Source organism: Yoonia sp. GPGPB17 (genome assembly GCF_037892195.1).
Taxonomy (GTDB): Bacteria; Pseudomonadota; Alphaproteobacteria; order Rhodobacterales; family Rhodobacteraceae; genus Yoonia.
On the sequence record NZ_JATACI010000002.1, the window covers coordinates 670948 to 687811 of the forward strand.

At 56.3% G+C, this 16864-nt stretch carries 13 protein-coding genes and 3 pseudogenes; 9 read left to right on the forward strand and 7 right to left on the reverse strand.

Features of this window, described 5'->3' with window-relative positions; translation table 11 throughout:
• Window positions 1–71 precede the first annotated feature (71 nt).
• From QTO30_RS03725 to QTO30_RS03745, 5 genes and pseudogenes are all read left to right on the forward strand, one after another.
• Window positions 72–1079, forward strand: a complete 1008-nt coding sequence (locus QTO30_RS03725) for a carbohydrate ABC transporter permease (RefSeq protein WP_340422597.1) — start codon at window positions 72–74, stop codon at window positions 1077–1079.
• Window positions 1079–2237, forward strand: a pseudogene (locus QTO30_RS03730) (carbohydrate ABC transporter permease). Before QTO30_RS03725 ends, QTO30_RS03730 begins: the two are co-directional and overlap by 1 nt.
• A gap of 58 nt (window positions 2238–2295) precedes the next feature.
• Window positions 2296–3978, forward strand: coding sequence for an alpha-amylase family glycosyl hydrolase (locus QTO30_RS03735; RefSeq protein ID WP_445327126.1), 1683 nt, complete (start codon window positions 2296–2298; stop codon window positions 3976–3978).
• Window positions 3960–5051 carry an ABC transporter ATP-binding protein gene (locus QTO30_RS03740; protein ID WP_340422598.1) on the forward strand — a complete coding sequence of 364 codons (1092 nt, stop codon included), beginning with the start codon at window positions 3960–3962 and terminating at the stop codon, window positions 5049–5051. The genes QTO30_RS03735 and QTO30_RS03740 overlap by 19 nt, the downstream gene beginning before the upstream one ends.
• Before the next feature lie 83 nt (window positions 5052–5134).
• Window positions 5135–5902: an HpcH/HpaI aldolase family protein gene (locus tag QTO30_RS03745; protein WP_340422599.1), complete on the forward strand. Its 768-nt coding sequence runs from the start codon at window positions 5135–5137 to the stop codon at window positions 5900–5902.
• Here QTO30_RS03745 and QTO30_RS03750 read toward each other — a convergent pair.
• From QTO30_RS03750 to QTO30_RS03760, 3 genes and pseudogenes are all read right to left on the reverse strand, one after another.
• A pseudogene (locus tag QTO30_RS03750) lies at window positions 5899–6967 on the reverse strand (methyltetrahydrofolate cobalamin methyltransferase). The gene QTO30_RS03745 and the pseudogene QTO30_RS03750 sit on opposite strands and share 4 nt — an antisense overlap.
• A 12-nt stretch (window positions 6968–6979) precedes the next feature.
• Window positions 6980–7909 (reverse strand): methylenetetrahydrofolate reductase, encoded by a 930-nt coding sequence (locus QTO30_RS03755; protein WP_340422600.1) that lies wholly within the window; start codon window positions 7907–7909, stop codon window positions 6980–6982.
• Between the two features lie 44 nt (window positions 7910–7953).
• Complete coding sequence (locus tag QTO30_RS03760) at window positions 7954–8250, reverse strand: virulence factor (protein ID WP_340422601.1); 297 nt, start codon at window positions 8248–8250, stop codon at window positions 7954–7956.
• Window positions 8251–8492: 242 nt separating this feature from the next.
• Here QTO30_RS03760 and QTO30_RS03765 point away from each other — a divergent pair, with 242 nt between their 5' ends.
• Both QTO30_RS03765 and QTO30_RS03770 read left to right on the forward strand, forming a co-directional pair.
• Window positions 8493–9605, forward strand: coding sequence for a Ppx/GppA phosphatase family protein (locus QTO30_RS03765; protein ID WP_340425861.1), 1113 nt, complete (start codon window positions 8493–8495; stop codon window positions 9603–9605).
• 14 nt (window positions 9606–9619) lie between these two features.
• Window positions 9620–10336 (forward strand): RlmE family RNA methyltransferase, encoded by a 717-nt coding sequence (locus QTO30_RS03770; RefSeq protein WP_340422602.1) that lies wholly within the window; start codon window positions 9620–9622, stop codon window positions 10334–10336.
• Between the two features lie 171 nt (window positions 10337–10507).
• Here QTO30_RS03770 and QTO30_RS03775 read toward each other — a convergent pair whose 3' ends face one another.
• Window positions 10508–11053 carry an acyloxyacyl hydrolase gene (locus tag QTO30_RS03775; RefSeq protein ID WP_340422604.1) on the reverse strand — a complete coding sequence of 182 codons (546 nt, stop codon included), beginning with the start codon at window positions 11051–11053 and terminating at the stop codon, window positions 10508–10510.
• 367 nt (window positions 11054–11420) lie between these two features.
• On the reverse strand, window positions 11421–12173 hold the full coding sequence (locus tag QTO30_RS03780; RefSeq protein ID WP_340422605.1) for a DeoR/GlpR family DNA-binding transcription regulator: 753 nt from the start codon (window positions 12171–12173) through the stop codon (window positions 11421–11423).
• Between the two features lie 174 nt (window positions 12174–12347).
• Here QTO30_RS03780 and glpD point away from each other — a divergent pair.
• Together glpD and glpK are read left to right on the forward strand one after the other, a co-directional pair.
• Window positions 12348–13889 (forward strand): annotated as a pseudogene (glpD, locus tag QTO30_RS03785) (glycerol-3-phosphate dehydrogenase).
• A gap of 26 nt (window positions 13890–13915) precedes the next feature.
• On the forward strand, window positions 13916–15406 hold the full coding sequence (gene glpK, locus QTO30_RS03790) for a glycerol kinase GlpK (RefSeq protein WP_340422606.1): 1491 nt from the start codon (window positions 13916–13918) through the stop codon (window positions 15404–15406).
• A 146-nt stretch (window positions 15407–15552) separates the two neighbouring features.
• Here glpK and QTO30_RS03795 read toward each other — a convergent pair whose 3' ends face one another.
• Window positions 15553–16047, reverse strand: a complete 495-nt coding sequence (locus QTO30_RS03795) for a hypothetical protein (RefSeq protein WP_340422607.1) — start codon at window positions 16045–16047, stop codon at window positions 15553–15555.
• 56 nt (window positions 16048–16103) lie between these two features.
• Window positions 16104–16706, reverse strand: coding sequence for a gamma-glutamyl kinase (locus QTO30_RS03800; protein WP_340422608.1), 603 nt, complete (start codon window positions 16704–16706; stop codon window positions 16104–16106).
• Window positions 16707–16864: the final 158 nt, after the last annotated feature.

Sequence of the window (16864 nt, forward strand, 5' to 3'; positions counted from 1 at the left end):
GGGTTGTCGTCCGAACCAGCAAGCGGCTCAAACCAAAGCCGCAAGAGATACATCGCGAAGGGGAGGGCGCTATGAATCCGGCACTACAAGGATTGATCACGATCATTATCGGGGTGGGCGGCTGCGTCGGCTACTTCTACGGGGCGAACCTATTTCTCGATAAAGTGCTGTTTAAGCCGACCGGGCCGAACGCAGGACGTAACATCAACCGCGCCAATCAGATCCGGCCATGGTTGTTTCTGTTACCCGCCTTGCTGGCACTGGGGCTGTATCTCGCTTATCCCGTCTTCGCGACATTGCGTTTGAGTTTCCTTGAGCGGCTTCCCGGCAACCAATACGCCTTCGTCGGCTTCGACAATTATACCCAGATGTTTGCAGAGCCCAAATTCATGGAAGCCCTGCGCAACAACGTCCTTTGGTTGGTCGTTGTGCCTGCCGCTGCTACCGGTTTCGGCCTGTTGGCGGCGCAGCTGACGGATCGCCTCAGCTGGGGTAACATCGCCAAGTCCATCGTCTTCATGCCGATGGCGATCTCTTTTGTCGGTGCTGCGGTTATTTTCAAACTGATCTATGAGGCCCGTCCCGAAGACGTGGCGCAGATCGGTATCCTGAACCATCTTTATCTAACCTTCGGTGGCGATGCGCCGGTGCAATGGTTGCAAGTCCCGTTCTGGAATAACTTTTTCCTGATGGCGGTGCTGATCTGGATTCAGACCGGTTTCGCCATGGTCATCCTCTCCGCTGCTTTGCGCGGCATCCCGGAAGAAACGGTTGAGGCGGCCATCATTGATGGCGCGAACCCGTTCCAGATTTTCTTCAAGATCAAGATTCCGCAGATCATGTCGACCATTGTGGTGGTCTGGACAACGATCACGATTGCCACGCTCAAAGTCTTTGACATCGTCTTTGCGATGACGAACGGCCAGTGGGAAACGCAGGTCTTGGCGAACTACATGTACGACAAACTGTTCCGCGCGAACGATTGGGGGATGGGGTCAGCCTCGGCGATGATCATCATGCTGATGGTGACGCCAATCCTGGTCTGGAACGTCTACAACGCCCGTAAGGAGATGCAGTGATGGATGCGATGGCAGGAAGAAGGCCCGCAGTCGTTTGGGCGCTGAACATTTCCGTGGTGTTGTTGGTGGCACTGTGGCTTTTCCCGACACTGGGTTTGCTGATTTCATCCTTCCGGACCGGTGATCAGATCACCGCGTCGGGGTGGTGGTCGTCGCTGTTCCCTGCGGAACAGACGATGCAAATCCGTGCCGCGGACCCCGATGATAATCGGGTTGATCTAGGCAATGGACGTTTCATGGTCGAAGGCAACATTTTTGAGGGTGCTGGCTTTGAAGGTGAGTTGAACGCATGGGGCACCTCTAGCTAAGCGATTGGGTGAGTTTGAGACGGGTGCGACCGCCGATCTGGGCGATGGCGAGACATTCACGCTGCAAGCCGATGGATCTTATGTCTGGGAAGGCGATGATGACCAGATTAGCGGCCGGGCGCAGCGTGTGTTCCTTGATGTGGTCACGCCACCTGACTTCACGCTTGAGAACTACAATTTCGTCTTGTTCGACGAAAACAACTCCGAAGGTATGGCAAAGGCGTTCTTTAACACGCTGACGGTTGTGATCCCGGCGACGATTATTCCAATTCTGATCGCGGCCTTTGCGGCCTATGCGCTGGCCTGGATGGACTTTCCCGGCAGGGCGATCCTGATTGCGGTCATCGTTGGATTGTTGGTGGTCCCGCTCCAACTGGCGTTGATCCCGCTTCTTTCGCTGCACAATGCGATTGGGATCGGAAAGGGCTATCTGGGGGTCTGGCTTGCGCATACCGGCTTTGGCCTGCCCTTGGCGATCTATTTGCTACGCAACTACATGGTTGGCCTGCCGCGTGACATTATTGAGAATGCCAAAGTGGATGGCGCGACAGATTTCCAGATCTTTACCAAGATCATTCTACCGCTCAGCTTTCCTGCGCTTGCATCCTTTGCGATCTTCCAGTTCCTTTGGACATGGAACGACTTGCTGGTGGCACTGGTGTTCCTGATTGATGCATCTGGTCAGACGACCGTGATGACCAAGCAGATTGTCGAGCTTTTGGGCACTCGCGGCGGTGATTGGGAAATCCTCGCGACGTCGGCCTTTGTGTCGATTGCGGTGCCTCTGGCAGTGTTTTTTGCGATGCAGAAGTATCTGGTGCGCGGCCTACTGGCCGGTTCCGTTAAGTAAATTTCAAATGCAGTCCCGGGGTGGGCTCGGGACTGCGACAAAAACAGGATAAACGACGATGACGACGGCGCTCGCCACAAACACTGAGATGGCCATTGATAAGGACTGGTGGCGCGGTGCAGTAATCTATCAAATCTATCCGCGCAGTTTTCAGGACAGCAATGGTGACGGCATCGGCGATCTGTTGGGAATCGTACAGCGCTTGCCCTATATCGCCTCGCTTGGTGTGGATGCGATCTGGATTTCACCGTTCTTCATGTCACCGATGAAAGACTTTGGCTATGACGTCAGCGATTACTGCGACGTCGATCCGATGTTTGGGTCATTGGCAGATTTCGATGCCGTCGTTGAGACAGCGCACCGGTTAGGCATCCGTGTGATGATTGACCTTGTGCTCAGCCATACAAGCGATCAGCACGCTTGGTTTGGTGAAAGCCGTGCGAACCGGACCAATGACAAGGCTGACTGGTATGTTTGGGCGGACCCCAAGCCAGATGGCACGCCGCCCAACAACTGGCTCTCGATCTTTGGTGGGTCGGCGTGGCAATGGGATGCGCGGCGCGAGCAGTACTACATGCACAATTTTCTTGTGTCGCAACCGGATTTGAACTTCCACGAACCACAGGTGCAAGACGCGCTGTTGGATGTTGCACGCTTTTGGCTGAACCGGGGCTGCGATGGGTTCCGTCTGGACACCATCAATTTCTATATCCACGACGCACAGTTGCGCGATAATCCACCTCTGCCACCAGAAAAGCGGAACGCGACGATTGCACCGTCCGTGAACCCTTATAATCATCAGGAACACCTCTATTCCAAAAACCAACCCGAGAACCTCGCATTCCTGCGCAAACTGCGTGCGGTGATGGAGCCCTATGGCGCTGCCGCTGTGGGCGAGGTGGGGGATGCCCAACTGGGGCTTGAGATCATGGGCCAGTATACGGCTGGCGATGATCTGATGCAGATGTGCTATGCCTTTGAATTCCTGGCCAAGGATCAACCGACGGCCAAGCGCATTGTCGACGTCATGCACCGTGTCGATGATGTGGCGGGCGATGGCTGGGCTTGTTGGGCGTTCTCAAACCATGATGTGATGCGTCATGCGTCGCGTTGGGATTTGCGCCCCGCTGCACAGCGGATGTTTGCGACGCTGATCATGTGCTTGCGCGGATCGGTCTGCCTCTATCAGGGCGAAGAATTGGGCCTGCCCGAGGCTGATGTGGCGTTTGAGGACCTGCAAGATCCTTACGGCATCGAATTCTGGCCGGAGTTCAAGGGCCGTGATGGTTGCCGTACACCGATGGTGTGGGAACAGAGCAACCAGAATGGTGGCTTTACGGCAGGCAAGCCTTGGCTGCCCGTCGCAACAGAGCATCTTCATATGTCAGCAGCCGCGCAAGAAGACGAGCCGGGCGCGCTGTTACATCACTATCGCAAGGCGATTTCGTTCCGTCATACACATCCGGCATTGAGCATTGGCGCACATGATGGCGTCAAAGCCAAAGGCGATGTGGTCTATTTTACAAGGACAGAAGGTAGTCAGACGATTTTCTGCGCTTTCAATGTCAGCGAAACACCATCTGATTTCGATCTGCCCGGGGGAGCTGGACACCAATTGGTGCCGAGTTGGGCAGCGCACATACATCTGCAGACGGAAGACTGCACCTTGGGCCTTGGCAGGTATGCCTCGCGCTCAAGTCATAATTCTAAGGGGAGTGAGACATGGCTGATCTGTTACTAAAGGACGTCGCCAAAACCTATGGGGGAACGGTTGATGTTCTCAAGAACATCAACCTAGACATCAAGCAGGGAGAGTTGATCGTCTTTGTTGGCCCATCGGGTTGCGGTAAATCCACGCTGTTGCGCATGATTGCGGGCCTGGAAAAGATCACCGGCGGTACATTAGAGATTGATGGCACGCTGGTGAACGATGTGCCGCCTGCACAGCGAGGCATTGCGATGGTGTTCCAGTCCTATGCGCTTTACCCGCACATGACAGTCCGCGATAACATGTCTTTTGCCCTGAAGCTGGCCAAGAAAACGCAGGCCGAAATCGACGAAGCTGTGAACCGTGCGGCCAAAATCCTGCAATTGGACGAATACCTTGATCGCCTGCCAAAGGCGCTGTCTGGTGGTCAACGGCAGCGTGTGGCGATTGGCCGTTCGATTGTGCGTGACCCGAAGGTCTACCTCTTTGATGAGCCGCTTTCCAATCTGGACGCCGCACTCCGCGTCGCGACCCGGATTGAGATTGCACAGCTGAAGGAATCGATGCCGGAAAGCACGATGATCTACGTGACCCACGATCAGGTTGAGGCGATGACACTCGCCAGCCGCATCGTTGTCCTCGCCAACAAGGGCATTGCGCAGGTCGGCTCTCCGCTTGAGCTATATGAGCGCCCCGAAAATGAATTTGTGGCGCAATTCATCGGCTCACCGGCCATGAATCTGCTGTCGGGTGAGATTGTAGAGACGGGTGCGCAGACCACCGTTAAGCTTGACGCGGGCGGTTTGGCGAAGTCGGCGGTGCCGACCGAGGCGTCTGATATGGGCCTCAAAGTGAACATCGGTATCCGCCCCGAAGACATGATCGAGACTGATGGCGAGGACTACGCCTTTGAGGGAAAAGTGAACATCACCGAAGCGCTCGGCGAAGTTACCCTGCTTTACTTTGACAAGGTGGGCGATAATGACGCCGTCATCGGCAAGCTCCCCGGCATTCATGCTGATCTGCGCGGCAAATCCGTCCGCATGGCGGCGGCACCTGAGAAGGTCCAGATTTTCCACAATGGGCAGTCGCTATATTATCGTTAAGGGGTTCCTCCCGAGCTTAACGAGTTGCGTGTGTCGCGCCGATGTGTTCGCATCGGCGCGACTTCATTTGTTAGGAGGGTGTGATGCAAACGCCGGAAAACACACTGAAAAAGGCGCTTCAAGCAGGACAAGTGCAGCACGGCATTTGGCTGACGTCAGGGTCGGGTGTCTTGGCCGAACTGGCGGGCAATGCAGGCTTTGACTGGTGTCTGATTGACGGGGAACACGGACCCAACACGGTGTCTGAAATGCTACCCCAATTACAGGCTTTGGCGATCAGCGGTACGTCGCCGGTGATCAGGATCGCTAACGCCGAGGCCTGGATGGTCAAACAAGCCCTTGATCTGGGGTGCCAGACTGTTTTGGTGCCAATGGTCGATGACGCAGCAACCGCCCAAAAGATGGCACATGCAATGCGCTATCCGCCTGATGGCAATCGTGGCATGGGTGCTGTTTTGGCCCGCGCGACCGGCTGGGGTGCGGTTGGAAACTACCCGCATTCAGCCAATGAACAGATGTGTTTGTTGGTGCAGGCTGAAAGTGCAAAAGCCGTCGAAAACATCGATGCGATCGCGGCGGTTGACGGCGTTGATGGCGTTTTCGTTGGGCCCGCGGACCTCTCGGCAGATATGGGTTATCCGGGTCAGCCGGATCATCCGGAGGTCGAAAAAGCCATTGATCATCTGATCGCGCGAACGGTCGCAGCGGGCAAAATCCCAGGCATCATCACGTTCGATGAAGGCCGGTTCAAAGAATACGCCGAGAAAGGTGTGACCTTCCTCGGCGTTGGTGGTGATATGGCTGTGCTGAACGGTGCCTTGCGCAGTTTGGCAACGCGTGTGAAAGCCTAGGCGCGGCGGCGGCGCCCGGTCCGCGCACGCCCTTCGCCCGGTTTGGCAGGGGCGCGGTTGAACTTGATCCATTCGTTGCCAGAGGCGTCATTGTCGGTCAGGAAGTTGGCGGCGCGGATCGCCTCCATCTCTTTACCTGCGCGGGGCTTGGTGGAGCCCATACCGAAGAGCTGTACAAAGGTCTCATCGTCCATACCTTCCGGCAGGATCACACCGGCCGCTGTGACCTCGGCCTTCTTTTCTGCGATCTTCTTTGGGCCAGTGGGCAACGCGACCGGGTTCATGATCGCAGAGGTCATGCCAGCAGTCATCGCCATGGGCAGGAACGCATTGTTAATACCGTGGCGGTTCGGCAGACCAAAGCTGATGTTTGAAGCGCCACAGGTGGTATTCACACCCAGTTCTTCGCGCAGGCGGCGCACGAGGGTGAAGACCTGCAGACCCGCAGTCCCCATCGCCCCAATGGGCATCACAAGCGGGTCGACCACGATATCATGGGCGGGAATGCCAAAATCGGCAGCGCGCTCAACGATCTTCTTGGCGACGGCAAAGCGCACGTCGGGGTCTTCGCTGATCCCGGTGTCGTCGTTAGAGATTGCCACGACGGGCACGTTATACTTCTTGACTAGCGGCAAGACGAGTTCGAGGCGCTCTTCTTCGCCGGTGACCGAGTTCAGCAGGGGACGACCCTCAGCCGCAGCCAAGCCGTTTTCCAAAGCGCCGGGCACCGAGCTGTCGATGCAGAGCGGAATATCGGTGATCGCCTGTACGCGCTCAACCATTTCCTTCATCAGCGGTGGCTCAACAAAGTTGTTATCCGCATAACGTGGATCTTCCGCCATTTTGTTCGAGAACACAGCGCCGGAATTGATGTCGAGGATATTCGCACCCGCGGCCACCTGCGCCAAAGCATCGGCTTCGACGCGGGAAAAGTCGCCGCGTTCCAGTTCTTCGGCGAGAATCTTGCGCCCTGTGGGGTTGATCCGTTCACCAATCACGCAAAAGGGTTGATCGAACCCAATAATGGCAGTCTTGGTTTTGGATTCTGACAATCGTGCGTGTCATACGGTGCGGTCCTTAGGATTGAGAAGCAGGAACGGCAGAGGTGCCGCCATTTGCGATGGCCCAGTTGGCGTTGGTCTTGATGCCGCCAAGGGGGAAGAAGTGGACGTTGGTGATGTTGAAATCAGGGTTGGCCGCTTTGTGGGCAGCGAGATCGGTCAGCACCTCGGTGGGTTCGAATGGGAGTAGCAGTTTGCTGACATCCTTGGCGCGCTTTTGCAGCACTTTCAGCGAGGGGCCCACGCCACAGGCCATGGCGAATTTGATCATGGTTTGCAGCTTGGCTGGACCCGCAATGCCGATGTGGATAGGTAGGGTTACACCTGCCTCTTTGATCGCATCGGCCCAAGCGATGATTGGCTTGGCCTCGAATGCGAATTGTGTGGCCAGTGCCATTTCGGCGTCGGTGGTGTCATTGAAACGCTGTTTCCAATGCAAGGCTTCCATGACCAGCTTGTCGGTGCCGTCTTTATCAATGTCACGGTTGCCTTCGGGATGGCCTGCGACGTGCAGGTGCTTGAAGCCTGCCTTGTCAAATTGGCCGCTTTCAAGCAGTTGCATGGAAGAGTGATAGTCGCCGTGTGGCTGCGCTACGCCACCCGCCAGCAAAAGCGCCTGATCGACGCCTGCCTCACCCTGATAGCGGGCAATCCAATCGGCGAGGGTCGCTTCATCTTTGATAATGCGTGCCGGGAAGTGCGGCATGACCTTATAACCATCAGCCGAAAGGCGTTTGGCCGTCGCAACCATGTCTTCGATCGGTGTGCCTTCGATATGGGCGATGTAGACGCGCGTACCGGCGGGCAGCAGATCGCGGAAGTCGTCGACCTTTTCTGCCGTGCGCGGCATCACCTCGATGGAATAGTCTTGCAGGAACGCCTCCAGCTGGGGGTTCACTGTTGTTTTAGTAGCGTCTTTGGTTTTGCGAAATGAAAGCAAGGACATAAGCGACCTCCGAAAGGCGTGGAAAGGGGTACGGGGCGGGGTGTTCAAGCCCAACCATCATTGGCGATAAGCGTTTTGATCCGCTCCTGGTCATATTCAGCGTCGATGTTGGCCACTGTGACCTCAGCAGCCTCTTGGTCGCTGCCATCAACAGGAATGGGGTCGGCCTTGCGGAAGCCAGCCATGTAATCATCTGACTCCGCCGCGCCGGATTTCATCGCGGCACGGTCGATGGCTTGCTCAAACCGCTCGGGCAAGGGCAGCTTCACACCGCGACGACCACGGCCCACAATAACCTGGGCTGGCATATCGCGCCAATAGACGATGGTAACATCTGCCATGAGTGATTCCCCTTGTTCCTCTTGCCTCGTTCTAGCATTCGATTGATTTGCCCAATGTCGGTTTTCGACATTGGGTGTGCTCACAGCGACCGCACCAAATAGCTAGACCATTCCACGCCCGCAGAATAGCGCGCCGAAACCTCATTATCTGCATAAAGGTTTTGAGCGTGGCCATCACAAGGCTTGTGCAAAGCCATTTCCGCCCCTAGCTTGAATGTAACACGAAAATGGAGGGCGTAGTGATGGCGCCCAAGCGTCCCAAAGGTGCGGGCGCGTTCCCCAAAGCGGTCGAGACCCCCGCGCCAAAACAGCCTGATCCGGCGGACCTTTATGCCGCGTTGGATCTAGGTACGAACAGTTGCCGCATGCTGATTGCCCAACCCAAGGGCAGCCAGTTTCATGTCGTCGATAGTTTCTCAAAGTCCGTGCAACTGGGTGCGGGGTTAGAGAACACGGGCCGGTTGTCGCGCGCGTCGATGAACCGGACGATATCCGCAATGCGCATTTGCCGTGAGAAGCTGAAACGCCATAGGGTCGAGCATATGCGCCTTGTGGCGACTGAGGCTTGTCGCCGTGCGCTCAACGGTCAGAACTTCGTAGCACAGGTGCGGCGCGAGACCGGATTGAAGCTGGAGATCATCAAACCGGAGGAAGAGGCGCGGCTGGCCGTGATTTCCTGCGCACCATTGGTGAGCGTCAATACCGAGCAGTTGCTGGTCGTGGACATTGGGGGTGGGTCGACCGAATTGGTGTGGATCGACCTCACCCATGTCCCGAAACGCGAACGGCCACGGGCGATTATGCGTCTGCACGCCGGGTTCAAATCGGATCCCGGACCATTTGCCGCCGCCAAGGTGGTAGATTGGATTTCTGTGCCTTTGGGCGTGGCCACCCTGCGCGACCAGTTTTCGGATGTTGAGGATGATGCGGCGCGGTTCGCCTTGATGAGCTGGTTTTTTGAAGAGAACCTTGAGGAGTTTTCACCCTATGCCGCCGCGCAGGCGCGCGAGGGCTTTCAGATCATCGGCACGAGCGGAACAGTGACAACAGTGGCGGCCAGCCATCTGGGCCTTAAGCGTTATGACCGGACCAAAGTTGACGGTCTACGCATGACCTCGGACCAGATTGATACGGTGATCCGCGACTACCTGACGCTGGGGCCCGCAGGCCGCCGCGCTGATCCGCGTATTGGCAAAGACCGGCAGGCGCTGATCATGTCGGGCTCGGCGATCTTGCAGGCGCTGATGCGGCTTTGGCCAACCGATCGTTTGTCTGTGGCCGACCGTGGCCTGCGTGAAGGCCTGCTTTATGCGCAAATGTCGGCAGATGGGGTCTTGGAAGACACGCCGTTTTAGGGGATAGGCGGGGCATGGCCAAGAAACCAACCAAAAAGAACACCTCCGGACGCGGACAGCGTGATCTGACCGTCAAGGTGAAAACCGCGCGCGGGCGCAAGCTCAGTTCGACCCAATGGTTGCAGCGGCAGTTGAATGACCCTTACGTGAAACGCGCGCAGACCGAGGGATATCGCGGGCGGGCGGCCTATAAGATATTGGAACTGGATGATAAATACCGGTTTCTGGTGCCGGGTGCGCGCATCGTTGATCTGGGCTGTGCCCCGGGTGGCTGGCTGCAGGTAGCCGTAAAACGGGCGAATGCGTTGGGGGAGCGAACCAGCAAGGCACAGGGCTACGTGCTGGGCGTGGACCTGCAAGAGGTGGAGCCGGTGGCTGGGGCAGAGATTCACCAGCTTGATTTCATGGAAGATGACGCTGATCTGAAAGTGAAGGATTGGCTTGGCGGCAAGGCCGATGTGGTGATGTCGGATATGGCAGCTTCGGCCTCTGGCCATAAACAGACCGATCACTTGCGGATAATCGCGCTGTGTGAGGCGGCGGCTTACTTTGCCTTCGACGTGCTGGAAGAAGGCGGAACCTTCGTTGCCAAGGTTCTGGCGGGCGGGGCCGAGGGTGATCTGCAAAAGCTGCTCAAGGCGCGGTTTACGAAGGTGGCGAATGTGAAACCGCCCGCCTCGCGGTCGGATAGTTCAGAAAAGTTTGTGGTTGCGACGGGGTTTAAGGGTTAGCAGCATAGCAGTGTCAACCTCGCGGGACATTGGATTGATCCATCGCAAATCATGTGCGTTACGGGCCAGCGTCTGCATGAAAGGTAAAGATTGCTGTTATGATTGGTCACAGCGATCAGTGCGCCAGACAGTCCTGCCGAAAGACGAGGCTGCCTTGCCCGGGTATCGCTTTCACCAACCCAGTCTTGAACGAAGACTTTCTCCCTCCCAGTTGGTGGTCCAACGGATGGCGATGGACTCGCGGCTTGGGCTGTTATCGAGAAAATCTGCATTTGACATGCTGTCGTAGACGATTGTCAAGTTACTGCCGTTGTCAAACGTATAGCCAATACCAAGTGCCGCTCGAAGTTGCAGCGTCCCATCAAGATCGGCGCCATCACCTTGTCGATAAAAACCAGGCATCAGCGAGGTTTCGATGAACAATGGGCTGTCGTAAACATATTGGCTGCTCCATTTCCCACCGATCCCGAACCATGCAGCCCCATCGGATGTGAGCGAAAGGCCATAAGTTGGGCGAGAGGGACCGCGTCGACGATGGCTGTCGTAGCCAAGGTAGAACTCATTCACACTCTGAAATTCATCGGATTGCAGTTGTCCCAGCTGATAAAATATCTGTGGTTCTTGCTTTTCGGTACGAAGGCAACCGTTGGGGCAATCGTTCAACGCCATATCTGTCAAACTTGTCAGCAGCCAGAGTAGACCAAGTGTACCGTCCATGATGTCATCCTATTTTTGTGGCCCGGTGGAGCCTGCCGAAAGGTATCCTAGTGCCAGAAAAACTAAGGCGCATATCTGTCTGCAACAGCGGAGCTAAACAAAAAGCCTTGAGCAATCCCTACAAGAAACGGCTTCTGAACTATCAACATACATCTTGTATGACCGCTACTTAAGGGCAGGGTACAGCGCGTCAGCAGCGGCCACAACACCGGATCAGCCTTATCGCTTGGTACACGAGGCGGTCCGAACGCTATGGACTGGTCCGAGCTTGCATTTTTGCAGTGTCCGCCTTTAGCGCGCAGCTGCCGTTCAGGCACCACGCAGCATTCAGCACTTTGGGCTCAAATCCGACTTCAAAACTCAAAACCTATACCAATCCCACTCTTGTCCCCCAATCCGCGCACCGATTGACCAACGCCTCTGACGGCACCCTATCCGTCACAAAGTGATCCATCTGTGCCAGTGATGCGATTTTCACGGGCGCTTTGCGTGTGAACTTCGTGCTGTCGGCCACGAGGATCGTCGCCCTTGCCGCTTTGATCACCTGCTGGCTGACCCGCACCTCTTCGGGGTCGAAGTCCAGCAGGTCGCCGCTGACGTCGATGGCCGATGCGCCAATCACAGCGAAATCGACCTTGAACCGGTCGATGGCCAAGGCGGCGAGGTCGCCGACCAGCCCGCCGTCTGATCGCCGCAAGCTACCGCCCGCCACCACCACATCACAGCTGGGGTTGCTGGCGAGGATATTGGCGACGTTGAGGTTGTTGGTCACCACCATCAGGTTGCGGTGGGCGTGCAGGGCGTGGGCCACGGCCTCGGTGGTTGTTCCAATGTTGAGGAACAGCGAGGCGTTGTCGGGGATCAGCTGCGCTGTACGTCGGGCGATCCTGATCTTGATGTCGCGGTTGAGCGCCCGCCTGTCGCCATATCCGATGTTGCTGACGCCGGAGGGGAGGACGGCGCCGCCGTGAATACGCTCCAACAGCCCTGCCGCGCAAAGCTGGCGCAGGTCGCGCCGGATGGTTTGCACGGCAACGCCGAGGTCAGCCGAGAGGTCAGTCGCCATAACCTTGCCTTGCGCTTGCGCGCGTGCGGATGTAAGTGAGGCGGGTTTCTGCATCCATATGTTCGTTTATGAAATTAAACGAACACGATGCAACAAGAATGACATGAAAATATGTCATATCACCTTTTCGTATGGTCTTCGCTTCCAGAACTGCGAACATCCCGGCAGCTCTGACTTGCACCCATGGGCCACGGGTCTAAACCACCCGCAAACATATGAGGCACGGGTATGCATACGGATTTTGACGTCTTTATTGTCGGTGGTGGCATCAATGGATGCGGTATCGCGCGTGATGCGGCGGGACGCGGTTTGAAGGTTGGCTTGGCTGAGATGAATGATCTTGGGTCGGCCACGTCGTCGGCCTCGACCAAACTGTTTCATGGCGGTCTACGCTATCTGGAGTTCTTTGAGTTTGGTCTGGTGAAGAAGGCGCTGGTTGAGCGGGAGGTCCTGCTCAAAAACATGCCGCATATCTCTTGGCCGATGCGCTTTGTACTGCCGTATCACAAGGACATGCGGTTCGAGAATGACACGCCGACGTCCAAATTGCTCTCGACGGTGATGCCATGGATGAAGGGCAGGCGGTAAGCGTGGCTGATCCGGCTGGGCCTCTTTATGTATGACAATCTGGGTGGGCGGAAGATTTTGCCGGGGACGCATGTGGTGGACCTGACCAAGCGTGAAACGGGTACGCCGCTGAAGGGCAAGTTCAAAACGGCCTATGAATACTCCGACTGCTGGATAGAGGATTCGCGCCTTGTCGCTCTCAATGCCCGTGATGCCGAAGAACGGGGTGCCAAGATCATGACACGTACCAAGGTCATCAGCGCGACCCGTGCGGATGGCGTTTGGGAGATCGTCACCGAACATGGCGGCGAACAGCAGACCCAGACGGCGCGCGCGCTGGTCAATGCCGGTGGTCCTTGGGTGGAAAACATCGTGCGGGACGTGGCCCGGCTGAACACGTCAGAGGGCGTTCGGCTGGTCCGTGGTAGCCATATCGTAACCAAAAAGCTGTTTGATCATGACAAAAGCTATTTTTTCCAAGGCGAAGATGGCCGCATCATCTTTGCCATTCCCTATGAGATGGATTTCACCCTAATCGGGACGACGGACGCCGAGCATGAGGACCTCTCGGAGAAGCCTTATGCGAGGGATGAAGAGCAGGATTACCTCTGTGCCTTTGCCTCGCAGTATTTCGAGAGGCCCGTGACGCGGGAGGATGTGGTCTGGACCTACTCAGGTGTGCGGCCGCTTTACGACGACGGGGCCAAATCTGCGACCGCCGCGACCCGTGATTATGTGCTATCATTGGATCAGAATGGCGCACCACTGCTGAATATCTTTGGTGGCAAGATCACGACCTATCGTAAACTGGCCGAGAACGCATTGAAGAAGCTGACACCGCTCGTGGGTGGTGGCGATGTGTGGACGGCTGATGCCGCATTGCCAGGTGGTGACTTCAAGGTGAAAGAGCGCGATCAGCTGGTTGCAGATTTGCAGACCGACTATCCGTTTCTTGATGCACGGTGGGCGCTCCGCTTGATCAAGGGCTATGGCACCGAGGCACGTGTGATTTTGGGCGAGGCCAAGGCGGTGCATGATCTAGGGCAGGACTTTGGTGCGACCCTGTCAGAGGCCGAGGTCAAATGGCTGATGGCCAAGGAATACGCCTGCACCGCCGAAGATGTGGTCTGGCGTCGCTCGAAGCTGGGCTTGCGCCTCAGCACTGAGCAAATCGCGGCCCTTGACGCTTTCATGGCGGCTTGAAACAAAACGACAAAAGGGGGGACACCATGACCTATATTCTGGCCATTGACCAAGGCACAACATCAAGCCGCGCAATCATTTTTGATGCGGATATGCGGATTAAAGCGACCGCGCAGGAGGAGTTTACACAGCATTTCCCGCAGTCTGGCTGGGTTGAGCATGATCCGTCGGACATCTGGTCTTCCGTAGCATCCACTTGCCGCGGCGCGATTGAAAAGGCCGGTATTACTGCCGCAGATGTGGCCGCCATTGGGATCACCAATCAGCGCGAGACAACGCTGGTGTGGGACAAGACGACGGGCGAGCCGATCCACAATGCGATTGTCTGGCAAGACCGGCGCACGGCCCCTTTCTGCGAAGAGCTGCGCAAGGAAGGGTTTGAGGCGACGATCACGCAGAAGACCGGGTTGCTGGCCGATCCGTATTTCTCAGGGACCAAGGTGAACTACATCCTCGACAAGGTTGAGGGCGCGCGGGCGCGGGCTGAGGCAGGTGAGCTGCTGTTTGGGACGGTCGATTGCTATTTGATCTGGAAGCTGACAGGCGGCAAGCGCCATGTGACGGACGCCACGAATGCGGCCAGAACAATGCTTTACGATATCCGCAAGGGGCGGTGGAGTACGACAATCTGTGAACGCTTCGGTATTCCGACCGTGATGCTGCCCGAGGTGCTGGATTGTGCCGCCGACTTTGGCATGACCCGTGCAGACCTCTTTGGAAAAGAGCTCCCCATTCTCGGCGTGGCGGGCGACCAACAGGCGGCAACCATCGGGCAGGCGTGTTTTGAGCCCGGCATGCTGAAATCGACCTACGGGACGGGGTGTTTTGCGCTGCTCAACACTGGCGACACGCTCGTGGAAAGCAAGAAGCGGCTGTTGGGCACAATCGCCTATCAGTTCGATGGCAAACCAACCTATGCCCTTGAAGGGTCGATCTTTATCGCAGGGGCAGTGGTACAATGGCTGCGCGATGGTTTGAAGATCATCCGCGAGGCGAAGGAAACGCAGCCTTTGGCTCAAACCGCGGACGAGGGCCAGGAACTCTACATGGTGCCCGCCTTCACCGGGCTTGGTGCACCGTATTGGGATGCAGAGGCGCGGGGGGCGATCTATGGGCTGACGCGCAATTCGGGTCCGGCAGAGTTTGCAAAAGCGGCCCTCGAAAGCGTTGGTTTCCAGACGCGTGACCTGTTGGAGGCAATGAAAAGCGACTGGCAAGCCTCTGATGCGGATGGTATTTTGAGGGTTGATGGGGGCATGAGCGCGTCCGATTGGTCGATGCAGTTTCTGTCCGACATCATTGGTGCGCCGGTGGACAGGCCAACGGTGCTGGAGACAACGGCGCTCGGTGTCGCATGGCTGGCGGGTAGTCGGGCCGGGGTTTACCCTGATCAGGCCGGGTTCGCGGCGAATTGGGCGCTTGATCGGCGGTTTGAGCCGCAGATGGATGAGGCGACGCGCGAGCGGCGGTACGCGGGGTGGCAGGATGCGGTACGAAGGACTTTGACGAAGAGTTAGTGAACCGCGGCGAGCTGTTTTGGCGCTGAAGTCAGTTTTGCTCGGTTGTCTATCTCGCAACCAAGTCTCCAAACGTTAGTCAGCACTGAAAATCTCACAAGTTGAGCTTTCAAGGTGGACAACGTTCGGTCAGCGCACGACAGATGTTATCTGTCATCCGGGTGTTTGGCCGATACGCAGCGAACATAACTTAGGCTCTTAAGTACCGACATAACTGACCGATAAGCCTTTTCGTGAACCGTTGGATCAGCCTTGTTTCGACCGCGAAAACGATCCCCTAAGCTTCGTTTATGGAAGTGGGTGATAGAGACACCTGCTTCGATCCAATCAAGATTTAGGTATGCTTGGTAGCTATCAGTGTCAGTATCGCTATTTTCGAGGACATGCGAGCCAATCATCATAAGGGCTTCTTCATGGCGTAAGAAAACGCACCAACCCCAATCCTCCGGAAACACCTCACTGTCATAACGCTCTGTACTTTCAGACCATCCGTCGCTCAGAAGTGCGGTCTTAAGAGCCTCCAGAAACCTTTTCCCACTTATCGCATTAACATTGTCTTCGATATCAGCTTGGGTGTCTTTATGTCCTGAAAACTCGAACCAGATTGGTTCGGATAAGTCCTTTGTTGGTTCTTCGGTCATAAATTCTCCTTCGCCCGAAATTTGTCAGTTCTTGTCTAGAAATGTAGTAGTGCAAACTAGTTTCTACGCCGTCCCCACTCCCAAACCGCAAACTCCACCGCCCGTTTTTCGCGCAACTTGGCCTCAACCTCTGCGGATAACTCCAACTCCATCTTTGGCGAAACGTTCTTCTGCTTCAGCGTAATCGTCACATCCAGCCTCTCTTCCAGATACCCAATCACCTTGTCCCATTGCTCATACTGAAACAGGTGCTGCGCGCCGATCTCACCGTCGTTGATCGTCAGGAACCGTGCCTGTGATCCGACATTGGCGAAAGGGGCGGGCGCGCCTTTGCAGTATTCCAGCACGAAGTCATCAAAACTGATATCGCGGGTGCTGTTTGGGTGTCCCACCAGGTCTTCGCGCGTGCGGTACCGGTACCAGCTGCCCAACCAATCAATCGGATTGCGCACGATGGCCATGAGTTCGGGGTTTTGCTCGCCGACCTGCTTGAACAGTGGCTTGAGGAATCGCTTATAGCGATAGCAGGGCGCATGTTTCAGTTCCGGCGGATCGCGCAGGACGAGTGATGCGCGCGGGGCCAATGCGCCTTCCAATGCCGTCGAACCCGTCTTCGGCACTGCCATCAGCACCAGATTTTCTTTCCAGAAAACAAGCATTTGTTCGCTGTCTTTCGTCTTATTTCACCGCAATGCTAGGCCATAAACCATTCCTTAACCACCATTGGATGAGGGTGAGAGGTGAAAATTTATGTTGCAATGTTCTGCTTTTGATCTCATTAACGTTGAGAACACAAAGAGAACAAAAGCAGTGATTG

Excerpts from the sequence above, each read along its gene's own strand:
- glpK (WP_340422606.1), top strand. The coding sequence starts at position 13,916 with ATGACCTATATTCTGGCCATTGACCAAGGCACAACATCAAGCCGCGCA.
- QTO30_RS03780 (WP_340422605.1), bottom strand. The coding sequence starts at position 12,173 with ATGCAGAAACCCGCCTCACTTACATCCGCACGCGCGCAAGCGCAAGGC.
- QTO30_RS03740 (WP_340422598.1), top strand. The coding sequence starts at position 3,960 with ATGGCTGATCTGTTACTAAAGGACGTCGCCAAAACCTATGGGGGAACG.
- QTO30_RS03770 (WP_340422602.1), top strand. The coding sequence starts at position 9,620 with ATGGCCAAGAAACCAACCAAAAAGAACACCTCCGGACGCGGACAGCGT.
- QTO30_RS03795 (WP_340422607.1), bottom strand. The coding sequence starts at position 16,047 with ATGACCGAAGAACCAACAAAGGACTTATCCGAACCAATCTGGTTCGAG.
- QTO30_RS03755 (WP_340422600.1), bottom strand. The coding sequence starts at position 7,909 with ATGTCCTTGCTTTCATTTCGCAAAACCAAAGACGCTACTAAAACAACA.
- QTO30_RS03725 (WP_340422597.1), top strand. The coding sequence starts at position 72 with ATGAATCCGGCACTACAAGGATTGATCACGATCATTATCGGGGTGGGC.
- QTO30_RS03745 (WP_340422599.1), top strand. The coding sequence starts at position 5,135 with ATGCAAACGCCGGAAAACACACTGAAAAAGGCGCTTCAAGCAGGACAA.
- QTO30_RS03735 (WP_445327126.1), top strand. The coding sequence starts at position 2,296 with ATGACGACGGCGCTCGCCACAAACACTGAGATGGCCATTGATAAGGAC.
- QTO30_RS03800 (WP_340422608.1), bottom strand. The coding sequence starts at position 16,706 with ATGCTTGTTTTCTGGAAAGAAAATCTGGTGCTGATGGCAGTGCCGAAG.
- QTO30_RS03775 (WP_340422604.1), bottom strand. The coding sequence starts at position 11,053 with ATGGACGGTACACTTGGTCTACTCTGGCTGCTGACAAGTTTGACAGAT.
- QTO30_RS03760 (WP_340422601.1), bottom strand. The coding sequence starts at position 8,250 with ATGGCAGATGTTACCATCGTCTATTGGCGCGATATGCCAGCCCAGGTT.
- QTO30_RS03765 (WP_340425861.1), top strand. The coding sequence starts at position 8,493 with ATGGCGCCCAAGCGTCCCAAAGGTGCGGGCGCGTTCCCCAAAGCGGTC.